Source organism: Paenibacillus wulumuqiensis, assembly GCF_000971965.1.
Taxonomy (GTDB): Bacteria; Bacillota; Bacilli; order Paenibacillales; family Paenibacillaceae; genus Saccharibacillus; species Saccharibacillus wulumuqiensis.
On the sequence record NZ_LAQP01000001.1, the window covers coordinates 864692 to 889767 of the forward strand.

The window sequence follows — 25076 nt, forward strand, 5'->3', positions numbered from 1 at the left end:
CAGATGAACAGCCAGATAACTGTATTCGTATCCTTTTTGTGAAGCTGAAAATAGTGGAGCCTGGGATATGTATGCAATAGTACCAATCGTCATGAGCAGAATAACCAGAGAACATCCCTCCTCTTATCGTATGGCCTCAACGGATAATGATCGTCCGAAACAGGTGGCTAAAATGTAACATATCCTGCTCTTTAGTTCAATTTTCGAATATCTATATAACTACAGAGAAACAAATTTATGTAAATCGCGTCTCAACTATTAAATTCCAAATAATGCAACTTCCTCCTGCTCACTATACATCAGATGCCAGATAAAAAATAATGGTCAGCAACACAGTCGTCTAAATCCACCTGGAAAAGGAGCAAAAACTTGAAATCACTCTCCTCAGACTACACCATACGCAGCTTTCAGGAGACCGACATGCCGTTACTGGGCAGTCTGTATCAGGCCGTCACAGAAAGGGACCATGCTGTCTTCTGGTGGGTCGGCGAACCATCCAACTGGAACAATGTATATTGTGCTTTTGACAAGGATCAGATGATCGGCAAAGGCCAGATCGAAGTAGTCAGTGCGATCCAGCCAGACCAACCGGCAGATCACAAACATGCTCTCTACATAAATATCAAAACAATTCCGGAACGCGAGAACGATATTTCCCTGCTGGAAGCCCTCTACCAGCCGCTGCTGACCAGAGCGGTAGAATGGAAAAAGACACTGTCTGCTGCACATGAGACCATGCTATGTATCGGCAATCATTCGACCGAGACGGCCAACACTTCCTTTTTCCTGCAAAAAGGATATGACTACCTGAACAGCCTGTTTCATATGGAAAGGGACCTGCAGCAGCCTGTTCCCGAATTTGCACTGTCCGAAGGACTACAATGGCAGTATTGGAAAATGGCAGCCTGACCGTACTGACCGATAATCATTCGGCACTTTCCCTGTACGAGTCGGCTGGCTTCCGGACAGTGAGTGAAGAGGTCCGTTATGGAATGGTACTGCGTTAATAATCTGATCCATGAGACGCTGAACCACTGCGCCACCCAATGATGGCAGATGCATGGCTATAATCTGTAGCCGGTAACATAATTACCCCATTCACCCAGATTGTCCTGCCATGCATTTAATCCATCAAATACGCCTACATAGACGACTTCACCACCGAGAATCAGAATCTGCATATCATTGTCCTGATCCCATACACAATGACAGTATAAATTTAGCGCCGGAATATCCAGATTTTGCGGTTCATCAATAGTCAGGGCAGTCGGTTCAAAAAATGGCAGAATCTCTTGTGGGTCATGAATGGGCTTCAACTGCTCAGGATAATTTCCATCAGGTGTATAGCTCATCGTATCCCGACAAAAATCCAATGCATATTTACAAATATCGTGTATTGTTTGGTCACTCAACTGCTGCAGAGATTCAGCACAATATTCAACGTATTGTGTAGAAATCCCGTTTTCCGCTTCGGTCATTATATATGTATCGAATAATGGAAAGTAGATTTCAGCGTAGATTCCATTTTCATCCTGAGTCAATTTTCTAATCTTTTCCACTTTATTCCTCCTGTTTCCTTTGAAATTTGTTTATTATAAAGCAAAGCTATGATATATGCCTATGATTAGATCTTCCTTGAAATGGGGTACATTTTACTTAACGGAACTTCACGTGCAAAATGTCAATTAATTAACTATCTCTACAATGTACACCATACCATTCAGAAAAAGGTGATCTTATGAAAATGTTTAGAACAATAGGTATTATGCTATCTGCTGCTTCTCTCGCTGCACTGGTCGCATGCTCCGGTGACACGCCTGCGACCAACACGAATAATACCACATCCGATGAATCGCCTGCCGAGCAAGGTGCTACGACAGATCAGAAGCCGGTGGAGCAGCCAGCCCAGTAATCAGAGACTTTTACTCCAACAAACAGCGACCTTTTTTTTGAAAAGTCATGCTCAGAGAAATACCATCAATTATTATTTCCACACAAAGGGCTCTGCTATAGCGGCAGAGCTTTTTTGATATATCTATACATTCTTATCTATACACTCTTCTACCTACTACCCGATCGAAACATCTCATGATCCCCTGTTTCCTGTTTCCTGTTTCCTGTTTCCTGTTTCCTGTTTCCAACTCCAGTATATATCCTTCTCCCATAACAAAAAAAGACATGGACAACAGCCCATGCCTTTCAAAAATATAATCTTATACATATCATTTACGTTCTGGCTTTTTGCACTTTCAGTTGTTTGCCTTTGATCGTCGTCTCCTGCATCGCTTTCAATACAAGTGGACCTTTGCCATTCAGGATATCCACATAGGTTACGGTTTCCTGGACGCTGATAATTCCGATATCGTCTGCAGTCACGCCTTCGATCCGGGCGATCGTACCTACGAAGTCGACAGTGCGCAGCTTTTTCTTTTTGCCACCGTTAAAGTACAGCTTGAGGATATCGGCGTTCAGTTCCTCGCCTCTGCTCTTTTTCGGTGCAGGGCGGTCGCGCAGTTTGCGGTCGAATGCTGCCTGAGCGGCCGAGACAGTGAAGGCCGATGGTTCTTCGGCCCGCGGAATTTCGAATCCGATATAGTTCTGGATCGCATTGAGGAATTTGTCTTCATACGGCGTTGCAAATGTGATCGCCGTTCCACTCTGTCCCGCACGGCCTGTACGACCGGTACGGTGCACATAGCTTTCCTTTTCCATCGGCAGATCGTAGTTGATCACATGGGTGATCCGGTCGATATCGATCCCTCTCGCCGCTACATCGGTCGCGACCAGATAACGGAATTGACCGGCGCGGAATTCGTTCATTACGCGGTTGCGATCATCCTGCTCCATACCGCCATGAATTTTGCTCGCCGGGTAGCCGAGATTCTCCAGCTGGGTGGCAACGGCATCCACATTGACTTGGGTACGGCAGAAAATGATGCAGCTGTCCGGATTCTCGGTTACTGTTACTTTTTGCAGCAGAGCTGGCTTGGCCTTCTCTCCGACGGTGTACAGTCGATGCTCGATCTGAGTCTGACGCTTCTCTGATGCCGAGCCGATCTCGATATCGACAGGCCGATTCATATACCGGTGACAAAGTTTTTCCACGTCTTTGGGAAGCGTGGCGGAGAACAGCATGGTCATCCGTTCGGTTGGCAGCTCGCGAATAATTTTCTCCAGCTGCTCGATAAAGCCCATGCTCAGCATCTCATCCGCTTCATCGATTACCAGATACTGGATGCGCTCCAGATCGATGGTGTCCTTTTCGATATGATCCATTACTCGTCCCGGCGTGCCGACGATCACGTGATTACGCTGTGTCAGTTCCCGTCTCTGCCGGTCGAACGGCTGCTTGCCATAGATGGCTGCCGCTTTGACCCGCTTGAAGCGGCCGATATTCATAATGTCTTCTTTGACCTGATCGGCCAGTTCACGGGTTGGCGTCAGAATGAGTGCCTGCGGACGGCTCTCTTCCCATTCCAGCATTTCGCACAGCGGAATACCGTAGGCTGCTGTCTTGCCGCTGCCTGTCTGTGATTTGACGGTGATGTCTTTTTGGGCAAGTGCCTGCGGGATGACCTGCTGCTGTACCGGGGTTGGCTGACGATAGCCCAGACTGTCCAGGGCACGGGTGATTTCTTCGCTGAGGTTATAGTCACTGAAGCTCGGTTGGTTGGTAGTGGAGGTAGTGCTGGTTTGCTGTATATCGTTTAATGTGTTGCTTTCGCTCATTTAGGTTAAACTCCTTCGGTCTTGGGTATTCGATAAGCGTACCACAGATTGGGCAGCAGCGGGGATAGTTTCTTTTTCGTTACGAACAGATTACTCCGGTAGATGACAGCTGTGCCTGACGGATATAGAGAAAACAGCCCAAAGAGTATACATGGCTCTTCGGGCTGTTTCTTTATCACGAGTTTATTTATAACGAATAGAAATTAAGCGTCTTTGCGTACCAGCAGCGTCACTGCTTCCACATGACTGGTCTGCGGGAACATATCTATCGGTTGTACCCACTGGATCTCATAGCCGCCATCCAGCAGCACTTTGCAGTCTTTGGCGAGTGTCGATGGGTTACAGGACACATATACAAACCGCTTCGGCTTGGTCTTCAGCACCGTCTCCAGGAATGGTTGCTCCAGTCCGGTACGCGGCGGATCGGCGATAATCACATCCGGGCTCATACCTTTTTTCACCCAGCGTGGCAGCAGTTCTTCGGCTTTGCCCACATAGAAGCTGGCATTGTCGCGGTTGTTGTGATATGCATTTTTGTTGGCATCATCGACCGCCTCGGCGATCATCTCGATGCCGCGTACTTCCCTAGCATATGGGGCGAGCCACAGTCCGATCGTTCCGGTGCCGCAGTACGCATCGACAACCAGCTCTTTGCCGGTCAGTCCGGCGGCAGCACGAACGGACTCGTACAGCTTGACTGTCTGCTGCGGATTGAGCTGGAAGAATGCTCTTGGTGACAGGGCAAATTCCAGATCTCCGAGCGATTCCAGCATCGTATCCTGACCCCACAGTGTAACGGTATGTTCACCGAAGACCAGGGATGTTTTCTTGGGATTCACATTGATCGCAATACTGGTCACATCCGGTACGGACAGACGCAGTGCCTGGATCAGTTCATCCTGACGGGGCAGTTGGCGGCTGGTCGTCACCAGTGTAATCTGCAGATGATTGGACTGGAAACCGTAACGGACTACAATCGTACGTACGCCGTCCCGGGAGCCGTTATCTTTATGCAGCGGAATCTGCAGGTCTTCCAGAGCAGACTTGACGATCTCGATCGCATTGTTGATCGCTGGATGCTGGATCGGGCAGCCGCTGATATCAACGATATCGTGACTGTTGATCTCATACAGACCGGCAATTACATTCTGATCCTGATCGCGTCCGAGCTGCGGCTGGGCTTTGTTGCGATACGCCCAAGGATGCTCCATACCAAGCATTGGCTTGATTTTCACTTTTTCCAGACCGGCATAACGACTGAATGCTTCAATCACAATATCTGTCTTGGCCTGCAGCTGTCCCTTGTAGGAGATATGCTGGATCTGACAGCCGCCGCAGATATGGAATACCGGACATGGCGGCTCTACGCGCTCCGGGGATCTTTTCTCAATCTCGGTAATATTGGCTTTGATAAATTTGGGATGGGTACCGGTCACCTGTGCCTTGACGACTTCATTGGGCAGGGCACCATCGACAAAGACCGCTTTGCGGCGATAGTAACCGACACCTTCGCCATTAATTCCGAGGCGCTTGATCGTTACGACGATACTGTCTCCAATTCGCAGTTCTTCTGCGTTATCCCGATTGGCTGTTTTGACCGGAGCATTGTTCTGGTTTTTGGCGTAGGACTTGTTGTATTCGCCTTTGCCTTTGGCATTGGAAGATGCGCTGCTTGTACGCGCAGAATCTGCAAATCCGCCTGTTTTGCCGTTCTGGCGGGAATCGGGCTTGCTGTCTATCGGTAGGGATGGTGAGCTGGTTCTGGATTTCTGGGTACTGCGTGCCGAGGAGGATGGACGGTCCGGACGATGTGATGATGCATCCGGGCGGGCAGGCCGAGACGGCTTTTTGGAAGAATAGTTCCCCTGCTGGGAACGTGGTTTATCAGTCATGTTGTGAATTTCTCCGTTTCATTGATTTATGGTCGTGTCCCATCTTACCATAAACAGCGGCTACGGTTAACTATTATTCAGGGAATTATATTGGATATATTCACCCAAGACCTCGCAAATGCCTATAATCCCCTGAATATAGCGGTTCTAACGCTTATAGTTTGAATAAGGAATCTTCATATTCGTTATATTGGTAACCGTAAGGCATATATGCCAGAAACAGGGCCAGGTAGATTGCCAAAGCAAGTACAGCGATCCCGATTGGCAGATTCAAGGCAGACAGAACGACAAGAAATATCAGCTGCAAAAGAGCAAACACCAATGCCGACTTGGTAAGGGAATTGGCTGTTGGATACAATGTCGTCTGGCAATTGGGACAATAGGTGAATCGTTTGGTTTTTGTGGCTGCACGGCAGGCTTCTTTCCAGGTAAATGAGTGCTGACAGTTCGGACAAGTAGGTAGTTTCATAGCTGATCATCTCCTGTTGTCAAAATTAATGTGTACAATGAGGCTCAAAAATCTCGATGCCAAAATATACACTATATGGATCTATGTAATGGCTGAATCATTGCTGCTATACAAAATCAATTAGTTTCTGCGAACCCATTAGATTAATGTCGATCCTCGTCATAATAAGAGTACCAATACGGTATAAGCAGCATCGCAATTAATGCACAAAGCAGAAAAACAGGCACAATGATGCTGAACGCCACCCCTACCATCTGCATGCCAAAACAAATACATAACATAATAAAAGTACTCAGGCTCATATGCCAGCGGCGACTGACGATCGGATACAATACAATTCCACACTGTGGGCACTTGGTTAGACCATCGAATCTCCATAATGTCTTCATTACACTTCCCCAGGAAAAAGAATACTGACAATGAGGACAGATCGGCAATTTTAATTTCATGATTATACACCTCCATATACAATTATTGTAACATACCTGCCTGCATGGATCGCCACTGCAGCATCCTTTCCATGAAGATAATAAGACTATAAGCAGCTGTTCTTTGAAAGAGTCCTATAACACAAAAAGCCAGTCTGTATTAAAGACTGGTTTTTGTGGAAATCATACATCTATCCGTATCGCTTATTTCGCGATTCCATATGTTTGACCGTACTATCTTATGATTGATTATATTCGCTAATCCACTCGGTCTTCTCGGCAAAAGGTGTACGCTTGCTCGTCAGATCGGTGCGTTCCGGTATGCCCAGATAGATAAAGCCAAGCATTTTGCCTTTCTCACTCAGGCCAAAAGCTTTGTTCATCTCTGGATGGTAGCATGGCTCGCCGCTTCTCCAGACAGCGCCAAGACCCAGTTCGTGAATCTCCAGCAGCATATTCTGAATGGCTGCGAATACAGCGCCGTATTCTTCCAGTTCGATGACTTTGGCATTGTCTTCCGGTTCAACCGCTACTGCGATAATGACCGGTGCGCGTTCTACTTTGTTGCGGGCAGAAGCGGCTTTCTCTTCATCCGCTCCTTGAGCGCGGGCTACATTGACCAGGGCATCGCCCAGCTTGTAGCGTCCATCGCCTTCCAGTACGAAGAACTTCCACGGCTCGGTCAGGCGGTGATTCGGTGCCCAGATGCCGGCTTCGAGGATCTGTTCAATATGCTCACGTGCGATAGGATCAGGTTTTACTTTACCGACCGAGCGGCGATTGCGGATACTTTCGGATATGGACATGAATATTCCTCCCTGATAATCATTCTCAATACATTACCTGCTTATTGTACACCAATCCTGCGGAAATCTCTAATTTTAACATTATTATCGTCAGGTTCGTTCAGCCAACATCTCTAGTAACCATCCTATATTTTATAAAATCGGTCTATGTAATGCCTGTAAGCTATGAGGTTCCTGCAAATCCCCTGACCCGCCCTCATTAACCGAATAACCAGCACGTGGTAGTTAAGTGTATGTGTGATTGGTACGCATGTAACAATACAAGGCATAATGGTTATAGGAGGACTCGAACCTCCAGGGTGGCCCCTCACCCTTACCTCCAGTCCAACTTTAACCAGTTGGCGGTGTGTGCTCACTTTATTCGGAATAATTACCTGCTTGCAGGAACGTTATCTTTACCTGATTATGTGTTCTTATTACCCGGCTTATGAACCGGACAAAGTGATCAGTCCAGCAAAGTGGTAAGCCAGTTCATTTCCTGAATACGTGTATCCAGCTCACGATATGTTTTGGCGAGCCGATCTGCCTCGCGCTGCAGTTCCCCTACATCGACAGTCGATATAAAGCGCACCTCGGTACGGGTGAATCGGTCCTGCCGTATACTCGCCGACTGGGCCAGCTCGGTTAATGCCTGGCGCCGCATCGACAATATATCGCGTTCGACGAGACCATCCGCCAGCGTACGTGTATCATCCAGTCTAACCGTATTATTGGTCCGGTTGATCTGTTGAATGAGCAGAGCCAGCTGACCCAGCAGTGTATCCATTTCTTTTAACAGACCTGCCGGCTGCTCGGCTGGCTCTTCTCCTTCCTGAATCTTGGAATTGCTAGCCAGACGATATTTGACCTGCTCAAAACGCTTTTGCAGATCGGAACGCAAAATCAGTGCTTCTGCCAGTTTCATAACGTCACCTCAATTAGTATGTATCATATAAGCAGTCATTAACCTGCCTGTAAAATGGCTTGCTTTTATTTCCTGGTTGGCTCATGCAGCGTAATACTCAGTAAGCCTGCTGCCGCAATATTCGGCAACCGGACTATTGTATAGTATTATAAAAGTAAATCTGGACCTATTGCAAATCTGACAGCATCTGCCCCATCATCTCTGCTTACCCATGTACTTATTACTTATTCCCTTCAGGAGGCATAACTATGGCACAGGAAATCGAACGCAAATATCTGCTTACTTCTTATCCGGATGATCTGGATATTACACGTACCCAGGAGATCGATCAGACCTATCTGGCTTCTACGGAAAATGAATCGCTGCGCGTACGGCGGCTCCTCAGCAATAATGAAGAGACGTTCACCATGACCCACAAAGCCGGACGCGGCATCTCCCGGGACGAGACGGAATTCTACATCAGCCGGGACATGTATGAACAGCTGACTGAGCGTCTGCAGGTCACTCCCCTTAAGAAAACACGTCATAAAGTACGACTGGACGGCCGCACCTACGATATGGATATCTACCATAATACGGCGCAGGAAGGGCTCATGACGATCGAGATCGAATTCGACAGCGAAGATGAATTCCATGCCTATGAAGCGCCGGACTGGTTCGGTGAAGATGTGACCGAGCAGGAGCAGTATCTGAACAGCCGGTTGTGGCAGGAGATTCAGCAGAAGTAACCGACTTTACTAAAAAAGCTGCTGTCCTTTGAAGGAGCGAAGCTTTTGACCTTCGCTCCTCTGGCAGCAAGAAACGTCAGACCGTCCTTGCATTCGCTAAAAGATACATACTATTCGTCCTCTTCCTCTTATACATGCATCCAGTTAATAGCGATCAGGAAAAAGTAAACCATATACGCACCTTCTCTTTTTTGCAAAGCATACTGCACCCGATTGGCGGGTCAGGCTGCCGTATCTCAAATAAAATTTTAATTGGCGGAAGAATGACTGTTTTTATCTTTTTCAAAGGGTGGAATGGGAGCCATAGTATTCCTCCTATTTGTGAATATTTTTGACATACCGGCAAATCCATCGTCCAGCGATATCCAGTACCAAAGCAATACCTACACCTGCAGTATACCGCCATAGGTCAGCGACCAGAAAACCATGTCCCAGAATCAACGCTCCCAGGGTCGTAACACGAATATGATTGATCCATTCTGCCTGGTACAGCTGGCTGCATTCAATGAAGTAACTGAATAACAATGCGCCGATCGCAGCGAGAAAAGGACGACGCGGCCATGTCAGCAGCCGCAGGCCCCAGTATATCATTGCTGCCCACAGTGCATCCCCTGCATGAGCGGCGATCCAGCCAGGCAGCACCGCCTCATACCGGCGGGAAGCCAGACCAAGCAGTACCGTCAGGATAACCGCACCCAGGTATAACATACGGCTGCTGTGTCTTCTGTTAGAATGGCTGCCGGTAGAGGAGGAATAGAAATCATATTTGGGAATCATCATAACAGGTGCTCCTTCTATACTTATGTATTCAAAAATGATGTGATCTGTATATATTCGCCGCCTCCTTCTCATTATAACAATTTGTATGATGCAATTCGAAATTGAGGCTGCAGAACAGATTATATTTCTGAATTTTTCATATATTGACTTTTTATTGATTATAAATAAACAGCATTAAAAAAGGCAGGAAGATAATTCTTCGCTGCCTTTTTTTGACTTATACAGCAAAAATCTGGTCAATTCGCTTGATCTGCTCTTCGGACAGATGGACATCCAGCGTTTTGAGGTTATCTTCCAGCTGCTGGGGATTTTTGGTGCCGGGAATGACCACATCAATGCAGTCGCGGGTCAGATACCAGGCGAGCGCTACGTTGGCAACAGCGGAATTCACTTCCTCGGCAATACTCCGCAGCTGATCGATTTTGTCCAGATTCCGTTCATAATTGCCTTCCTGGAACAGAGGCTTTTTCTTCTGGCTGTCAGTCAGTGGAGTATCTTTGGTATATTTACCGCCCAGCAATCCGGAAGCGAGCGGGAAGTACGGCACGAATGAAATTTTATTTTCTATTAAATAAGGAAAAAACTCCTGCTCCACTTCACGCTCCAGCAGATTGTAATTGGATTGCAGTACATCCACATCGCCATGGCGGTTCGCTTGCTTGAGCTGCTCGAGTGAGAAATTGGATACACCAATCGCACGGATTTTGCCTTCATCTTTGAGCTTTTTCAGTTCACCGACCGCTTCATCCTTTGGCGTTTCTTTATCCGGGAAATGGATATAATACAGATCGATATAGTCGGTCTGCAGCCGTTTGAGGCTGTCTTCTACCGACTGCCGCAGGAAAGCCGGGGAGTTATCGATGAGTGTATTCTCACCTTCGATTTTGTGGGCGCCTTTGGTCGCGATGACGACATTTTCTCGCTGACCGGTCTCTTTCAGCACTTCGCCGATCAGTTCCTCTGACCGTGCAGGTCCGTAAATATACGCCGTATCCAGAAAGTCAATACCAAGCTCCAGTGCACGACGTACAATATCCCTGCCTTCTTCATCCTTCAGGTTGGGAAACAGATTATGTCCTCCGACTTTGTTCGTACCGAGGCCAATAGGGGTAACCATCAGTTCGGTTGTACCGATTCGTGTCTGCTGTCTCATCTGTTGATCTGCTCCTTTCGTGATTCCAGGCTTGCTTCCCTGATCCGCATCAATCCGCTGCAGTGATGTCTATGCAGCTTTTACAGACTGTTGTGGATGCAGATCTGCTGCGGATTGATCCAGGGGAAGTCTATATTTTGTATACCCTTCTTACTTTTTGTTCAATCTGGATGAGTACAGGCAAAAGAGACCCGCATTTACTGCCGGGTCTCTCTGTGTTGTCTATTAAGTTCATTTGTCAGAAATTATTTGGCTGCAGGACTTGGAGTGGTTTCCACTCGTTTTTTGCCAAATTCACGGAACTTTTGCTCTACCTGCTCCAGCGTAAGACCACGGGTCTCCGGCAGGAACTTGGCTGCAAAGGTGATCGCTGCGATGCCCAGTACCACGAAAATATAGAAAGTCGCGGATAGACCGAATGCACCGGACAATACCGGGAACAGCAGACCTACCGTGAAGTTGACCATCCAGCTGCAGAATACACTGACACCCATACCGAATCCGCGCAGTTTGAGCGGGAACACTTCGGACAGCATCAGCCAGGTGACCGGTGATACGGCTCCTTGCTGGAAAGCGAGGAACGTAACAGTCAGACCCAGAATGACATAAGGCAGTGCCGCTGTACCTGCGAGCATATTGGACAGAATCGCAATCAGCAGCAGAGCGCTGGTCGTACCAGCCAGGCCGGTAATGAGCATCGGACGACGACCAACGCGGCCGACGAGCCACATCCCGAGAAAGGTCGCAGCTACCGAGATGACGCCGTTCGCAATATTACCGATCAGTGCGGCATTGGTGCCAAATCCGGAATCCTTGAGAATCTCGGTACCATAGTACATGATCGAGTTGACACCGGTAATCTGCTGTACCATACCGATACCAATACCGATCAGCACGATGCGGCGAATCCATGGAATCGCCAGATCTTTGAAGCTGGCTTTTTCCGTATCTTCTTCCACTTCGGTATTCGCTGTGATCTCCTTGATCTCGCGAATCGCTTGTTTCTCGCTGCGCATTCTTCTTAGAATACGAAACGCACGTTTATTCTCATCCTGTGTAACAAGCCAGCGCGGGCTTTCCGGTACACGGAACATTCCGATAAACAGGAACACGGCAGGAATGGAGGCAATCGCCAGCATGTAGCGCCAGATATGTGTATTGTCACCCATGGTTGTACCAAGGATCGCATTACAGATAAAGGCAAGCAGCTGACCGCTGACAATCATTAACTCATTGCGGGTGACGATACCGCCACGCTGATTGGCCGGTGAAATCTCGGCCAGATAGGAAGGAACAGTAACCGAAGCGCCGCCGACAGCGAGCCCCAGTATAAAGCGGCAGGTGACCATAATCGGTACACTCGGGGATAGCGCAGAACCAATCGTTGCAAAGAAGAATAATACAGCCAGATACTTGATACTGCGGCGCCGTCCAATCGCATCAGACAGTCGGCCGCCCATCACTGCACCAAAGGCTGCTCCCAGCAGCAGTGAGCTGGTCACCAGACCTTCCGTAAAGGAAGTCAGGTTTAATTGATCCGGTGCGGACATAAACGGCAGTGCACCGTTGATAACCCCGGTATCGTAACCAAATAATAGTCCACCCAGTGTGGAAATCAAAACGATCTTGCGCAGGAATGCCTTTTGACTCGCGGCATCGTTGTTCTCGTGTTGCATAGTACCCACTCCTTTATGTTTCCCGTACTTCAGGCAGAAGGAATCTGGCTGCGGCTGCAAAGGTAAACCTATCCATCGGCCGATGATGTCAGTTCATGAACGAGCTTACATCTGCATCCGGTTCATGACTCTTCTGTGTTGTACGTCGGATTCTTATCCGCTTCTCTATATTTATGTTGTACTTCCGTAAATTCAATATACCCATACTTTTCAAGGTTTAATCGTCCTTGCTATCTTGCTTGGATAAGTAACAATAGTTATATGCAGCAAAAAGCCAGCCTGATCGACTGTTAGACGACGGCTGGCAAGATGTATTTATTTGTATATTATCTGGAAGTCGGAGCAGATTTCGGAGTCTTTATGATCCTGAAATACATATATTCAGTTGTCATACCTACAGAATCTATCACAGTAGAAGTTCATCTATACTCTGAACCGGCCCATCACCACCGTATTGTAGTAGTTGCCGTCTGCCAGCAGGCGATCCCGCTTCAATACGCCTTCGATTTCGAATCCTGCCTTTTTGTACAGTTCAATAGCCGTTACGTTGGTCTCCAATACATGCAGTGTCATCTTCTGAATGCCGGTCTGATCGGACCAGGCGATGGATTGTTCCAGCAGATGCTTGCCGATGCCGTGTCCCCAGTAGTCACGCAGAACACCCACGCCAAATTCCACTTTATGAGCCAATCGGCTCAGTGGGCTGCCTTCACAGCGGGAGAAGCCTACAATCTTGTTCGGTGTCTCTGCTACCAGAAAAAGATTGGTATCTTTCTCCGAGTCACTGCGGATCAGTTGTTCAAAAGCTTCCGGCTCTAGAAACGCTTCCCCTCGTCTGCGATCCAGATTCTCGGTCTCACCGTCAATTTGCAGCCGTACTTCTGACAGAGTAGCAGCATCTTCCGGCCTTGCCGAGCGAATGATATAGTCCAGTCCCTTGATATGATAGGCATATTCATCGATAATCATTATGTATTCCTCCTCGGATAATATACTTTTATTTACATTATACCTGCTGGATGTTATTTAGCGAAATGTTTGCAGCCAGCTTCCTTTGTAGTGTAGAGTCTATAAGGACATCTCCTCCCAAATTGACCTTATTTAGATTTTTTTCAAAAATATGCTTATGATTTTTTCCTATAAATACGATATTTGTATTCAGTGATTGATTTCAGACAGTGCTCGTTAAAGTAAAGAAACTCCTCCTCGACTCATCTGCTGCATGCAATTCCTGCCGTGTAAAATATAATTTTTTAAAATTTGACATTCCTTTATCTACTTGTAATGGTTGCGTTTACATTGTATCATTTACAGGGTTATCTTTTTGCATTGTTTTTTTATCTTGGTTATAATTAAGACCGCAAACGCCGGACCGGGCCTATTTTGCAAGAAGAATCGACAAAATCGACCTATAGCGTAAAGCATATGAGGACGAGTAAGATCAATAGCAAAACGGAAATCATGAAATTTCGTAAGTGTGCTTGACCGACTCGCAAATCCAAAAGTAAATACCCTCTGCGAGCATATCAAAGATGGGAGTTGTCAATGTATTTATGAAAAAAGCAACAAATGTATTTTATATTTCAGCATCCATTTTGCTGATCCTGGTTTTAATCGGTGTAACCGCACCTGAAGCATTCGAAAGTTTCACCAGCACCACCGAATCTTTTATCACCAATACGTTTGGCTGGTATTACCTCATTATCGTCACGGCTTTTGTCGCTATTTGTCTCTATCTGCTCGTTAGTCCTGTAGGCAAGATCAAGCTCGGAAAACCGGAGGATAAGCCTGAATTCTCCCGCCCAACCTGGGTCGCCATGTTATTCAGTGCCGGTGTGGGCATCGGACTCGTGTTCTACGGAACAGCGGAACCGATCAGCCACTTTGCCATCAGTTCTCCAACAGGAGAAACAGGAAGCGATCAGGCGGTACGTGACGCCATGCAGTACACCTTTTTCCACTGGGGTATTCATGCCTGGGCAGTCTACGGTATCGTTGCTTTGTCTCTGGCTTACTTTATGTTTAAACGCGGGGAAGCCGGACTGATCAGTTCAACCCTGAAGCCTGTTATTGGCCGCCATGCGAATGGTCCAATCGGCAAAGCTGTCGACGTAATCGCTGTTATTGCAACTGTTATCGGGGTTGCTACCTCTCTTGGTTTTGGCGCTGTACAGATTAATGGTGGACTATCTTATCTGTTTGGTATTCCTTCCAACATTACCAGTCAATTTATCATTATTTTGGTTGTTACGGTTCTGTTTATGATTTCGGCTCTAAGCGGACTTGGCAAAGGAATCAAAATTCTCAGCAACGCCAATATGCTGCTTGCCGCCGCTCTATTCCTGCTCGTATTTATATTCGGACCTACGCTGTTCACCCTTAATTTGTTTACAGACACAATGGGTAAATATTTGCAGAACTTCGTTAATATGAGCCTGCGTCTGGCTCCTCTTAATTTGGAAAATCGAAATTGGATTAATGCCTGGACTATCTTTTACTGGGCATGGTGGATTGCATGGTCTCCATTTGTAGGTATCTTCATTGCCCGTGTATCCAAAGGCCGTACCATTCGTGAATTCGTTACTTATGTTCTGCTCGCGCCTTCCCTGATCAGCTTTTTATGGTTCTCCGTGTTTGGAGGTTCTGCCATTGCGCTTGAGCGCAGCGGTACCAAGATCATATCGGCTCTGGCTACAGAAGAGTCCCTGTTTGGGATGTTATCGACTTTCCCACTGGGCACCGTTATCTCCATCGTTGCTATTTGTCTGATCAGTACATTCTTTATCACTTCGGCTGATTCGGGTACATTTGTACTGGGAATGATGACTACGAATGGTTCTCAGAATCCGAATAACACTTTGAAAATGGTATGGGGTCTTCTGCTCACAGCGATAGCTCTGGTGCTGCTTTATTCCGGTGGCCTTCAGGCTCTTCAGAACACGATGATTATCGCCGCACTTCCCTTCTCCCTGGTCATTATACTTATGGCCGTAAGCCTGCTGAAAGTGCTTAATCAGGATGTGAAGGATATGTCCCGTAAGAAAAGTGGAGTGCAGCCTCCAGTTGAAAAAAAGAAGTGATCTGATTACCGTTTATGACAATATTACACTGAAGTTGCAGTTGCTCAGGTCTTCATTTAAGCACCCTTTATGGGTGCTTTTTTGCATTCTTTTTATATCGATTTGCTGTATCACAAAAAGCCCTCCTGCAGCAGGAAGGCTCTTTGTGATGGTGCTATTCAACATTTCAAAAGGTATTACATTAGCCTTCGATCAGCAGTGTCTCCGGATCTTCCAGCAGTTCTTTCACTTTGACCAGGAAGCTAACCGCTTCGCTGCCGTCGATAATACGGTGGTCATAAGACAGAGCGATGTACATCATTGGACGGTTCTCCATACGCTCTGCATCGATCGCAACCGGACGCAGCTGGATTTTGTGCATACCCAGGATACCTACCTGTGGTGCATTCAGGATCGGTGTGGACAGCAGGGAACCGAATACGCCACCATTGGTGATTGTAAACGTACCGCCCTGCAGCTCAGCCAGGGACAGCGTGTTGCTGCGCGCTTTGGATGCCAGGCTGGCGATTTCTTTCTCGATACCGGCAAAGCCCAGACGGTCTGCATCACGAACCACCGGTACAACGAGACCTTCCTTGGCGGATACGGCAATACCGATGTCATAGTAATGCTTCATGATCACATCATCGCCATCAATCTCGGCATTGACCATCGGATACGCTTTGAGCGCGCCGACAACCGCTTTGGTAAAGAAGGACATAAAGCCAAGGCCCACATCATGCTTCTCTTTGAACTTGTCTTTGCGGCGCTTGCGCACATCAAGGATCGCTGTCATATCCACTTCGTTAAATGTAGTCAGCATCGCTGCGTTGTGTTGTGCTTCCACCAGACGGTTCGCAATCGTACGGCGGCGGCGGGACATTGGTACACGGTCTGCCGGTTTGGCCGGATTGCTTTCCGGTGCAGGCTTGGACGCCGGCGCCGAAGAACCGACTGTTTTGGTAGGTGCAGCGCCCAGGTTGGTCGGCTTGTCTTCATGCTTACGCACGTCGTCATGCTTCACTCTGCCCATTGGATCGTTGCCCTGTACGCTGTTCAGATCGATACCGCGCTCACGAGCCAGCTTGCGTGCAGCTGGTGTAGCTATTGTATCGCCATTATCCGGCTTGCTGGCTGCTACAGCTGCTGCCAGATCGGTTTTGGATTCACGGGCTTGGTCGTTCGCCTGTGCAGGCTGGGACGATGGCGCTGTCTCCTGTGTTGGTGGTACTTCCGGTGCAGCTTCTGCACTCGGTTGTACTTTGGCGCCGCCTGCGCTGATTACGCCTACGGATTCGCCGACCTGAACGGTCTCGCCTTCCTGCTTGGTGATGGATTCGATCACTCCATCTTCTTCGGCGCTGATTTCCAGATTGACTTTATCGGTTTCCAGTTCCAGCAGGACATCGCCCTGGCTGACCGTATCTCCTTCTTTGACTACCCATTTCGATACGGTTCCTTCGGTTATAGACTCGCCCATTTCAGGTACTTTAATTTCGCTCACAGCTGGTTACCTCCCCAGGGATATGTTTTTCAACGAATTTGGTTTGAGTGCTGATGTCATTATACGCTGTTGTTCGATGGCGTGAATATGCTGATAACCACTTGCCGGGCTGGAACGTTCCGGACGGCCGATGTAGCTTACGCTGCTGCCTTCCGGTGCCACTTCACGGAGTCTGGAATCCATATATGTCCAGTAGCCCATATTTTTCGGTTCTTCCTGTACCCAGATAATTTCCTGGAGATTGGTAAAACCGGACAGAATTTTGGTGATTTCTTCTTTCGGGAACGGATACAGCTGCTCGACACGGATAATGTGCAGCCAGGAGAAATCGGTATCCTTTTCTTTGTCCAATGCTTCTTCGAGATCGATTGCCACTTTACCGGTACACAGAATAACGCGCTCCACTGCAGCTTTCTTGTCGCCGAGACCCTTCTGCTCGATTACCGGCTTGAAGCTGCCTTCGCTCAGTTCTGCCGCTGCAGAAGCGACACGCGGGTTACGAATCAGACTCTTCGGCGCCATCACGACGAGCGGACGGGCTTCTTCCGTCTCTGTGCTGAGCGCCTGACGGCGCAGCAGATGGAAGTACTGGGAAGCGGATGTCAGATTGGCTACGGTAAAGTTATCCTCACCCGCCAGCTGCAGGAAGCGCTCCGGACGTGCACTGGAGTGCTCCGGTCCCATACCTTCATAACCGTGCGGCAGCAGCATAACGAGGCTGGACTTTTGGGTCCATTTGCTGCGTCCGGCAGAGATGAATTGGTCAATCAGAACCTGACCCGCATTGACAAAGTCACCGTACTGGGCTTCCCAGATAACGAGTGTCTCGGGTGCGTGTACATTATATCCATATTCAAATCCGATAACCGCTGCTTCGGAGAGCGGACTGTTATGCACCGCAAAGGAAGCTTTGGCTTCCGGCAGGCGATGCAGCGGGCAGAACTCTTCTCCGGTCTTGGCATCATGTAGCACCAGGTTACGGTGAGCAAATGTCGCGCGCTCCGCATCCTGTCCGGTAATCCGGATCGGCTTGCCTTCGGCGAGAATCGTTGCAAAGGCAAGTGTCTCGGCATGACCCCAGTCGACTTTGCCATCCGGAGCCAGAGCATTGGTACGACGCTCCAGAATACGCTGCAGCTTCGGATAGACGCTGAAGTTGTCCGGCCAGGTCAGCAGACCCTGGTTGATTTTGCTCAGCAGGTCAGCCGGTACGGCGGTCTGTGTGGAAGCTTTGGCAGCACCTTCACCAGCTGGATTCATCGGACCGAATGTCTGCTGGCTGTCATCGTTCTTCACTTGGTCGTAGATCGCTTTCAGGCTGTCCTGCACTTCATTTCTGTATTTCTCATACTGCTGGCTGTCTGCCACACCGCGCTCTGCCAGCTTTTTGCCGTACAGGGATGCGACACGCATATGATTTTTCACTTTGCCATACATGAGCGGCTGAGTGGTCTCCGGATCGTCCGCTTCATTGTGTCCGTATCTGCGGTAACCGATCAGATCGATCAGGAAATCCTTTTTGAACAGATTACGGTATTGCATCGCCATCTCTGCAGCGCGCAGACAGGCTTCCGGATCATCCGCGTTCACGTGCACAACCGGGATCTCATAGCCTTTAGCCAGGTCACTCGCGTAGTGTGTGGAACGGGAATCTTTGCTGTCTGTCGTGAAGCCGAGGCGGTTATTGACGATAATATGAATCGTACCACCGTTCTGGAAACCGGGCAGCTGGTTAAAGTTGAGCGTCTCCGCTACAATCCCTTCACCGGCAAACGCGGCGTCACCGTGCATGATGATCGCTGCAGCCTTGTCCTTGTCCTGACGTGGGTAACCCTTCTCGCTGCGGTCATCCTGCGCCGCGCGGGTGAAACCTTCTACGACAGGGTTTACATATTCCAGGTGACTCGGGTTATTCGCCAGCGTCAGGCGAGTCTCAAAGCTCTGCCCTTCCTCGGTCATGGAATAACGGGCACCCAGATGATATTTTACATCGCCGGTCCAGCCAAAGTTAATGCCCATGGAACCTTCCGACGGCATCATGTCCTTATTCGGAGAATGCTGGAATTCGGAGAAAATTTTTCCGTATGGCTTGTTGAGCACATGAGCCAGTACGTTCAGACGTCCGCGGTGAGCCATGCCCATTAATACATGTCGTGCTCCGCCGCGCGCAGCAATACGCACAATCGTATCCAGCATCGGTACGAGCGCATCGTTGCCTTCAATGGAGAAACGTTTCTGACCGACAAATGTCTTGTGCAGGAACTCTTCAAATTGCTCTACCTCAACGAGACGATGCAGCAGCTGCAGTTTCTCCTCGTCGCTGAGCGGCTGGGTAGAAGAATTGGTCTCTACCTGACGGTTGAGCCAGTTGCGCTCCTTCTCATCATGTACATGCGAGAATTCGTAAGCGATCGGTCCGGTATATTTCTGGCGCAGGATCTGAATGGCTTCCCATCCGTCACGTGCTTCTTCCGGCGCATTTTCCCAGATCAGGGATGCGGGAAGCTGGGCCAGATCGCGCTGTCCCAATCCGTATTCCTGCGGATCAAGCAGACGTACATCCGAAGGTGTACTCAGTCCAAGCGGATCGATATCTGCTGCCAAATGTCCGTATGTACGGATATTCCAAACTAATCGTTCCGCTGCAACCGCTTTCTTTAATAGATTGGTATCTACTTTACCCGGGGTACTAGTACCATTGTCTGCTGCCTGGCCGGAAAATGCTGCGGCAGGAGCTACAGGTTCCCCATGCTGTTCAAATAGCGTTCGGTATCCCTCATCAACCGAATTAGGATCCTGTTTGTACTTTTCATACTGTTCCTGTACGTACCCCAGATTGGGCCCGTAATAGGATTGCCATAAAGATGGTCTGTTCGATTCGTCGATTGTCATCGAGGATTCCCTCCGTCTTGAATTTTTTGTGAATATTTTTGTGACGGAATTGCAACACTTTTAATTATACCTCTATCTGATTAATCACAAAATAGTCTAAAATGGGACTATCAGCGAGGAAAAGCGATGCTAAGTTAAGAAAACGTTTTCTTTGGGGTGTGTAAAGAATAATTCAGGTTTTTTAGCCTGATTAGAGCGAAATATGACTACTAATCAAAAAAATACAATTTTAGCAAATCGTCTAGCAAGAGTTTGTCCATGACATTGAGCATCTTTTGAAGTAATACTTGGCTGTTCATGCCCCCTTATTCGAACTGTGATCCGCTCTACATTTCCCATTCTACAATAGTCAGGTATAGATTTCCAATTTTAATTTTTATCTATTTTGTCCAAATCTAACCAGATGGGGCAGAAGATCGGGAATCGAATTTCGGTCTCTCTTCTGGTTTATTAGAATTAAAGGCGAAATTGTGTCTTTCCTCCCTTCTGTCTGTCTCCCATCATGCTGTTTAACCTGCTGCTGATGCAGCGCTGGAACGATAGTGTGTCGGACGAGGAAGCAGGAGGGGAGTTCGATTTGTGGGGAAATGTTACTCATGACACCTGGGAAATGAAACTAACCCGCCCGCCTGTGGACGATATCACTGCAGAAGCGCTGGCAAAAGAACAGTTTGCTTTTTACAGTGATATTGTCTACCAGGCAGCCGGGTCAACCGCTTCGATTCGCGGACTTGCAAGCCAGTTGAAAGATTCAACAAGCTGGTATTTCTGGTGGGATTGATAAATACCGTTTCTGTATTATCGCCAGGCTCTACGATCGGCAGCGAGGTTTGCAGGCGTTATGCAAAGACATAATCATGCACAGCAACCTGTAGGTATATGCTCAGATCTGCTGCTGCACTCTGCGTTCTTTTAACAGCATATCCACATGCGGGATGCCATCCTCCAGATACGATTCGGAGATCGGCTCGAATCCATATGAACCATAGAACCGGCACAGATACTCCTGCGCCTGGATTTTGATTTCCACTTCATGCAGCTCCTGCTGAATAAAGTCCACTGCACGTGCGAACAGCTCGCCAGCATAGCCTTTACCACGATAAGTGGCTGGTACGATAACCCGGCCAATCGAAGCCTGCGAATAGGCTACTCCCGGCGGCAGCAGACGGGCATAGGCGGCGATCTGTTCATTTTCCAGCTTGAACAGGTGATAGCAGTCCAGATCCCTGCCATCCACTTCGGGATACGGGCAATTTTGCTCGACCACGAAAATGTCGGTTCGTTCCTTCAGAATGCGATATAGCTCCCTGGTGCTCAGTTCATCAAAATGCTTGATATGCCACGTCATTATCTTCACCTCTACCCATTCTCATTTAAAATATTATTCAATATATATGCTGACCGGCAAATTGGCAAGATACCATGATGTGTTACCTGTCTCTGTACGGCAGCAAACGCATATCGACTGCTCATGTTGCCGATTAAGCGGTTTTAATTTCTACGTATAACAAGCCTAATAACCAACTCAAAAAGAGCACTGCTGCGTAATTGGATGCAGCAGTGCTCTTTTGGGTACTGTATTTGAGCTTCAATCCACTTTCATTTAACCCATAACGACGTTTATTTCATGCTCCTTGCCGTCCTGGAAGTCCGGCAGGATATTGCCTTCGATTGCTTTGCCATCGACGGTAATTGACTTCACGCCGCGGGATACGCCTGCTGCGTTATCGACGTGGATCTGGTAAGTTGCACCGCGGAAATTACGACGGTAGCTGAATTCCGGCCATTCGGATGGAATGCTTGGATCGACCAGCAGACCTTCATGCTCTGCGCGTACGCCGAGAATCCAGTTGGTCGCCATGCGCTGCAGCCACTGGGAAGAACCGGTGTACCAGGTCCAGCCGCCGCGTCCGTAGTTTGGCGAGATCGGGCCGTCCGAGTTGCCTGGAGTGACATATGGCTCGGCTACATACCCATTCGGATCATCCGAGCGGTTCGGCGGGCAGATTTTGCTGTAGGCTTCGTATGCTTTCTCCGGCTGACCTGCGAGTGTATACGCCCATACTGCCCATGTCGCTGCGTGTGTATAGACACCGCCGTTCTCGCGCAGACCCGGTGCATAGCGGGTAATATAGCCGATATCACGGCGTACCTTGGTATAGGCCGGATATAGCAGCAGAGAGCCGTGATCACGCAGAAGATGCTTGCTGACACTTGCCATCGCCAGCTGGCCGCGCTCTTCATCGGCTACACCGGAGATAACCGCCCAGATTTGTGGATTCAGGAAAATCTGGCCTTCTTCGTTTTCCTTGGAACCGACTTTGAGACCATCATCGGTTGTCGCCTGCAGATACCATTCGCCATCCCAGCCGTATTCGTTCAAGGTCTGCTTGAGGCTGCCCTGCACTTCGATCATTTTATCGGCAAAAGCCTGATCGCCCCGGCGCTGTGCCACCGGTGCAAAGCTGCCCAGAATCATGTACAGGAACTCGCCTACCCAGAAGCTCTCGCCTTTCCAGTCATAACCGATCGCGCTGAGTCCATCATTCCAGTCATGCTCACCCATCAGCGGTACACCGCGCGGACTGAAGCGCAGGAATGATTTCTCAATCGCACGTTTGCAATGTTCATAGACGGTCGCTTCCCCGCCGTCGAGGAATGGTGTGATTTCGTCCAGAATGCCGTAATCCTGTGTTTCCTTAAGATAGGAGTCCATGATGAACGGCAGCCACAGCAGGTCATCCGAGCAGCGTGTACGCGGACCGCCGCCGCGGATGGTGAACCACCAGTGCAGTACATCGCCTTCCTGGAACTGCTGGGAAGCATGCATCAGGATCTGCTTGCGCATCAATTCCGGTTTGCTGGTCAGGAAGATCTGGGAATCCTGCAGCTGATCGCGGAATCCATAACCCGCGCTGACCTGATAGTAGGCCGTTTTGCCCCAGAGGCGGCAGGAAATGGACTGGTATTTGAGCCATATATTGGTCATGATGTTCATCGCCGGATCGGGGGTCTGAATCTCCTCGGCATCGATCATTTCACTCCAGAATTCATGTACCCGTGCCAGTGTGCGTTCTGCGGCTTCCACGCTCGTATATTCACGGATCAATGCTGCAGCATCTTCTTTCTCCTGTTCGGCAGCACCAATTGTAAATACGACCGTATGAGAGGCGCCCGGCTCCAGCTTGACAGCGACCCGCAGCGAAGCTGCCGCATCACCAAAACGTCCGGTATGTCCGGCCAGCTCCTGATCCTGCATCGCCTGTGGACGGGATTCCTCGCCATACATGCCGACAAAGGATTCTTTGTCCGCGTCGTACGAAGACGGCTTTTCACTTGCCGCATGGAAAGCGGTATACGGCCAGCTTACATTATTGCTGCGTCCCTTTTCATCCGGGAAGCCCCATAAGTATTTTTCCAGTTGAATGGCATTGAGATCTTCCCGGTATTCCGAATTCATAAAGATTTTGTGAAATTCACGGTGCTCATCCGGTGCAAATCCCGGCGCCCATTCAAAATAAGTAGTCGCGTCCAGTTCACGTGTCTGTCCGCTGTTATTGGTGATTTTTAACTGCAATATTTCCAGTGGAGCGTCGGGAGCCACGAATACGGTCAGTTCACTGCGGATGCCATCCACCTGCTGGGTGAACACGCTGTACCCGATGCCATGACGCACTTCATAATGTTCGAACTCTGCCATAACCGGCTTCCATGCTGCCGACCAGAATTTGCCGGAGCTGCGGTCACGCAGGTAAATGAACTTGCCCCATGAATCCTTGATCACATCCTGGAACAGACGGGTAATCCGGTTCTGTCCGGCATTGCCGCGCCATGAAGCACCGCCACCTGCCTGCGATACCATAAAAGAATAATCGCCATTGCTGATAATATTGCTCCATGGACGCGGAGTACGCGGATTGGTAATGACATATTCGCGGCCATTTTCGGTAAAGTAGCCATATTCGTTCTGGAACAGCTGATTCTGCTGCGTTGTTGCGGATTGATTGTGTATAGTAGACATCATGAATCCCTCCGTAATGTAATCATATTTGTCTCTAACCTATAGGCCCGGTTATGTCAGTTAACAGCAGATAACCATAACCAGGCGCCATTTGTACCTTCCACCATGCTGCCATCCCAAAACGTGATCGACCCGTAAATGGCAGGCTCCCATCGTAATGCATACGCGTCTGTCTTATTTCATACCGGAGATGGTATATCCCTCAATAATATGACGCTGAGCAAAAATAAAGATAATCAGAATCGGAATAACCATAAATGATGCGCCAGCCATCTGGATCGCAAAGTCTCCGCCATACTGTCCTTTGAGCAAGGACAGACCAACCGACAGGGTATACAGACTCTCATCATTGGCTACAATCAGCGGCCATAGGAAGCTGTTCCAGCCACCGATAAAGGTCAGAATCCCCTGTACCGCAAAGATCGGCTTGGCAATCGGAATAACGAGCTGGAAAAACGTGCGAATCTCGCCTGCTCCGTCGAGCCGTGCCGCTTCGATCAGATCATTCGGAATCGAAGTCATAAACTGGCGGAACAGGAAAATACCAAAGGCGTTTACCATACCGGGCAGTACAATCCCTGCCATTGTATTTGTTAACCCCATTACATTCAGGATCAAATAGACCGGAATCATCGTTACCTGGGAAGGAATCATCATCGTTCCAAGCACCAGATAATAGATTACATTTTTACCGGGGAAAGTGAACTTGGCAAAGGCATAACCTGCTGCCGCATTCAGGAACAATCCGATAAAGGAAAAGAACACGATAACAAGTGTATTTTTCAAATACTGCCAGAAGTTCATTTCCGTAAATAGACGCTCAAAGTTATGCATCGTCGGTTCCTGCGGCCAGAAGGAAGGCGTGAGTGATGTAACCTCACTCTCCGGCTTGAAGGAAGACAGAATCATCCAGATAAACGGGATACACATCGCTACTGCGCCAATCACGAGCAGCGCAATAATAACGGTTTTGTAAATCGGTCTTACTTGAATATCCATTGCGGAACCTCCTTTCACAGTTCAATCCGGCGTCAG

General features: G+C 48.6%; 22 protein-coding genes. 6 read left to right on the plus strand and 16 right to left on the minus strand.

Annotation, left to right across the window (positions count from 1 at the left end; genetic code table 11):
- The first annotated feature begins 369 nt into the window (after positions 1–369).
- The gene (locus WH45_RS11825; RefSeq protein WP_324292931.1) at positions 370–909 is read left to right on the plus strand and encodes a hypothetical protein; all 540 of its coding nucleotides are present in this window, start codon (positions 370–372) and stop codon (positions 907–909) included.
- Positions 882–1007: an N-acetyltransferase gene (locus WH45_RS24135; RefSeq protein WP_324292932.1), complete on the plus strand. Its 126-nt coding sequence runs from the start codon at positions 882–884 to the stop codon at positions 1005–1007. Before WH45_RS11825 ends, WH45_RS24135 begins: the two co-directional genes overlap by 28 nt.
- Positions 1008–1064: 57 nt before the next feature.
- Here WH45_RS24135 and WH45_RS11830 read toward each other — a convergent pair whose 3' ends face one another.
- Positions 1065–1559, minus strand: coding sequence for a DUF6985 domain-containing protein (locus tag WH45_RS11830; RefSeq protein ID WP_046214513.1), 495 nt, complete (start codon positions 1557–1559; stop codon positions 1065–1067).
- Between the two features lie 185 nt (positions 1560–1744).
- On the opposite strand from WH45_RS11830, the gene WH45_RS23595 reads away from it, so the two are divergent.
- Positions 1745–1912 carry a hypothetical protein gene (locus tag WH45_RS23595; protein WP_156075158.1) on the plus strand — a complete coding sequence of 56 codons (168 nt, stop codon included), beginning with the start codon at positions 1745–1747 and terminating at the stop codon, positions 1910–1912.
- 314 nt (positions 1913–2226) lie between these two features.
- Here the strand turns inward: WH45_RS23595 and WH45_RS11835 are convergent, their stop codons facing one another.
- The 6 genes from WH45_RS11835 to WH45_RS11855 all read right to left on the minus strand — a co-directional run bounded on the left by WH45_RS11835 (position 2227) and on the right by WH45_RS11855 (position 8228).
- Positions 2227–3729, minus strand: a complete 1503-nt coding sequence (locus WH45_RS11835; RefSeq protein WP_046214514.1) for a DEAD/DEAH box helicase — start codon at positions 3727–3729, stop codon at positions 2227–2229.
- 203 nt (positions 3730–3932) lie between these two features.
- Positions 3933–5621, minus strand: coding sequence for a 23S rRNA (uracil(1939)-C(5))-methyltransferase RlmD (gene rlmD, locus WH45_RS11840; protein WP_046214515.1), 1689 nt, complete (start codon positions 5619–5621; stop codon positions 3933–3935).
- A gap of 154 nt (positions 5622–5775) precedes the next feature.
- Entirely contained in the window at positions 5776–6090 is a 315-nt protein-coding gene (locus tag WH45_RS11845; RefSeq protein WP_046214516.1) for a TIGR04104 family putative zinc finger protein, read from the minus strand.
- A 143-nt stretch (positions 6091–6233) separates the two neighbouring features.
- Complete coding sequence (locus WH45_RS24230; RefSeq protein ID WP_082096735.1) at positions 6234–6539, minus strand: TIGR04104 family putative zinc finger protein; 306 nt, start codon at positions 6537–6539, stop codon at positions 6234–6236.
- Between the two features lie 218 nt (positions 6540–6757).
- A complete protein-coding gene (locus WH45_RS11850) occupies positions 6758–7324 on the minus strand; it encodes a nitroreductase family protein (RefSeq protein WP_046214517.1) in 567 nt (188 codons plus the stop codon).
- Between the two features lie 445 nt (positions 7325–7769).
- Positions 7770–8228 carry a DIP1984 family protein gene (locus tag WH45_RS11855; protein ID WP_046214518.1) on the minus strand — a complete coding sequence of 153 codons (459 nt, stop codon included), beginning with the start codon at positions 8226–8228 and terminating at the stop codon, positions 7770–7772.
- A 248-nt stretch (positions 8229–8476) separates the two neighbouring features.
- Between WH45_RS11855 and WH45_RS11860 the strand changes: the two genes are divergently transcribed.
- Complete coding sequence (locus WH45_RS11860; protein ID WP_046214519.1) at positions 8477–8956, plus strand: CYTH domain-containing protein; 480 nt, start codon at positions 8477–8479, stop codon at positions 8954–8956.
- Between the two features lie 315 nt (positions 8957–9271).
- Here WH45_RS11860 and WH45_RS11865 read toward each other — a convergent pair whose 3' ends face one another.
- From WH45_RS11865 to WH45_RS11880, 4 genes are all read right to left on the minus strand, one after another.
- On the minus strand, positions 9272–9736 hold the full coding sequence (locus WH45_RS11865; RefSeq protein ID WP_235338349.1) for a ribosomal maturation YjgA family protein: 465 nt from the start codon (positions 9734–9736) through the stop codon (positions 9272–9274).
- A 217-nt stretch (positions 9737–9953) separates the two neighbouring features.
- The gene (locus WH45_RS11870; RefSeq protein WP_046214520.1) at positions 9954–10889 is read right to left on the minus strand and encodes an aldo/keto reductase; all 936 of its coding nucleotides are present in this window, start codon (positions 10887–10889) and stop codon (positions 9954–9956) included.
- A gap of 245 nt (positions 10890–11134) precedes the next feature.
- Entirely contained in the window at positions 11135–12565 is a 1431-nt protein-coding gene (locus WH45_RS11875; protein WP_046214521.1) for a sugar porter family MFS transporter, read from the minus strand.
- Positions 12566–12988: 423 nt separating this feature from the next.
- On the minus strand, positions 12989–13534 hold the full coding sequence (locus WH45_RS11880) for a GNAT family N-acetyltransferase (protein WP_046214522.1): 546 nt from the start codon (positions 13532–13534) through the stop codon (positions 12989–12991).
- Between the two features lie 584 nt (positions 13535–14118).
- Between WH45_RS11880 and WH45_RS11885 the strand changes: the two genes are divergently transcribed.
- Positions 14119–15645: a glycine betaine uptake BCCT transporter gene (locus WH45_RS11885; protein WP_046214523.1), complete on the plus strand. Its 1527-nt coding sequence runs from the start codon at positions 14119–14121 to the stop codon at positions 15643–15645.
- 181 nt (positions 15646–15826) lie between these two features.
- On the opposite strand, the gene odhB is transcribed toward WH45_RS11885, so the two are convergent.
- On the minus strand, positions 15827–17128 hold the full coding sequence (odhB, locus tag WH45_RS11890; protein ID WP_046214524.1) for a 2-oxoglutarate dehydrogenase complex dihydrolipoyllysine-residue succinyltransferase: 1302 nt from the start codon (positions 17126–17128) through the stop codon (positions 15827–15829).
- Positions 17129–17134: 6 nt separating this feature from the next.
- Complete coding sequence (locus WH45_RS11895; RefSeq protein ID WP_046214525.1) at positions 17135–20020, minus strand: 2-oxoglutarate dehydrogenase E1 component; 2886 nt, start codon at positions 20018–20020, stop codon at positions 17135–17137.
- A gap of 577 nt (positions 20021–20597) precedes the next feature.
- Between WH45_RS11895 and WH45_RS11900 the strand changes: the two genes are divergently transcribed.
- On the plus strand, positions 20598–20801 hold the full coding sequence (locus WH45_RS11900; RefSeq protein WP_046214526.1) for a DUF4253 domain-containing protein: 204 nt from the start codon (positions 20598–20600) through the stop codon (positions 20799–20801).
- Between the two features lie 102 nt (positions 20802–20903).
- Here the strand turns inward: WH45_RS11900 and WH45_RS11905 are convergent, their stop codons facing one another.
- The 3 genes from WH45_RS11905 to WH45_RS11915 form a co-directional block, all read right to left on the minus strand.
- Positions 20904–21368, minus strand: coding sequence for a GNAT family N-acetyltransferase (locus tag WH45_RS11905; protein WP_046214527.1), 465 nt, complete (start codon positions 21366–21368; stop codon positions 20904–20906).
- A 255-nt stretch (positions 21369–21623) separates the two neighbouring features.
- A complete protein-coding gene (locus WH45_RS11910; RefSeq protein WP_235338350.1) occupies positions 21624–24044 on the minus strand; it encodes a glycoside hydrolase family 94 protein in 2421 nt (806 codons plus the stop codon).
- A 171-nt stretch (positions 24045–24215) separates the two neighbouring features.
- A complete protein-coding gene (locus tag WH45_RS11915; RefSeq protein ID WP_046214529.1) occupies positions 24216–25040 on the minus strand; it encodes a carbohydrate ABC transporter permease in 825 nt (274 codons plus the stop codon).
- Positions 25041–25076: the final 36 nt, after the last annotated feature.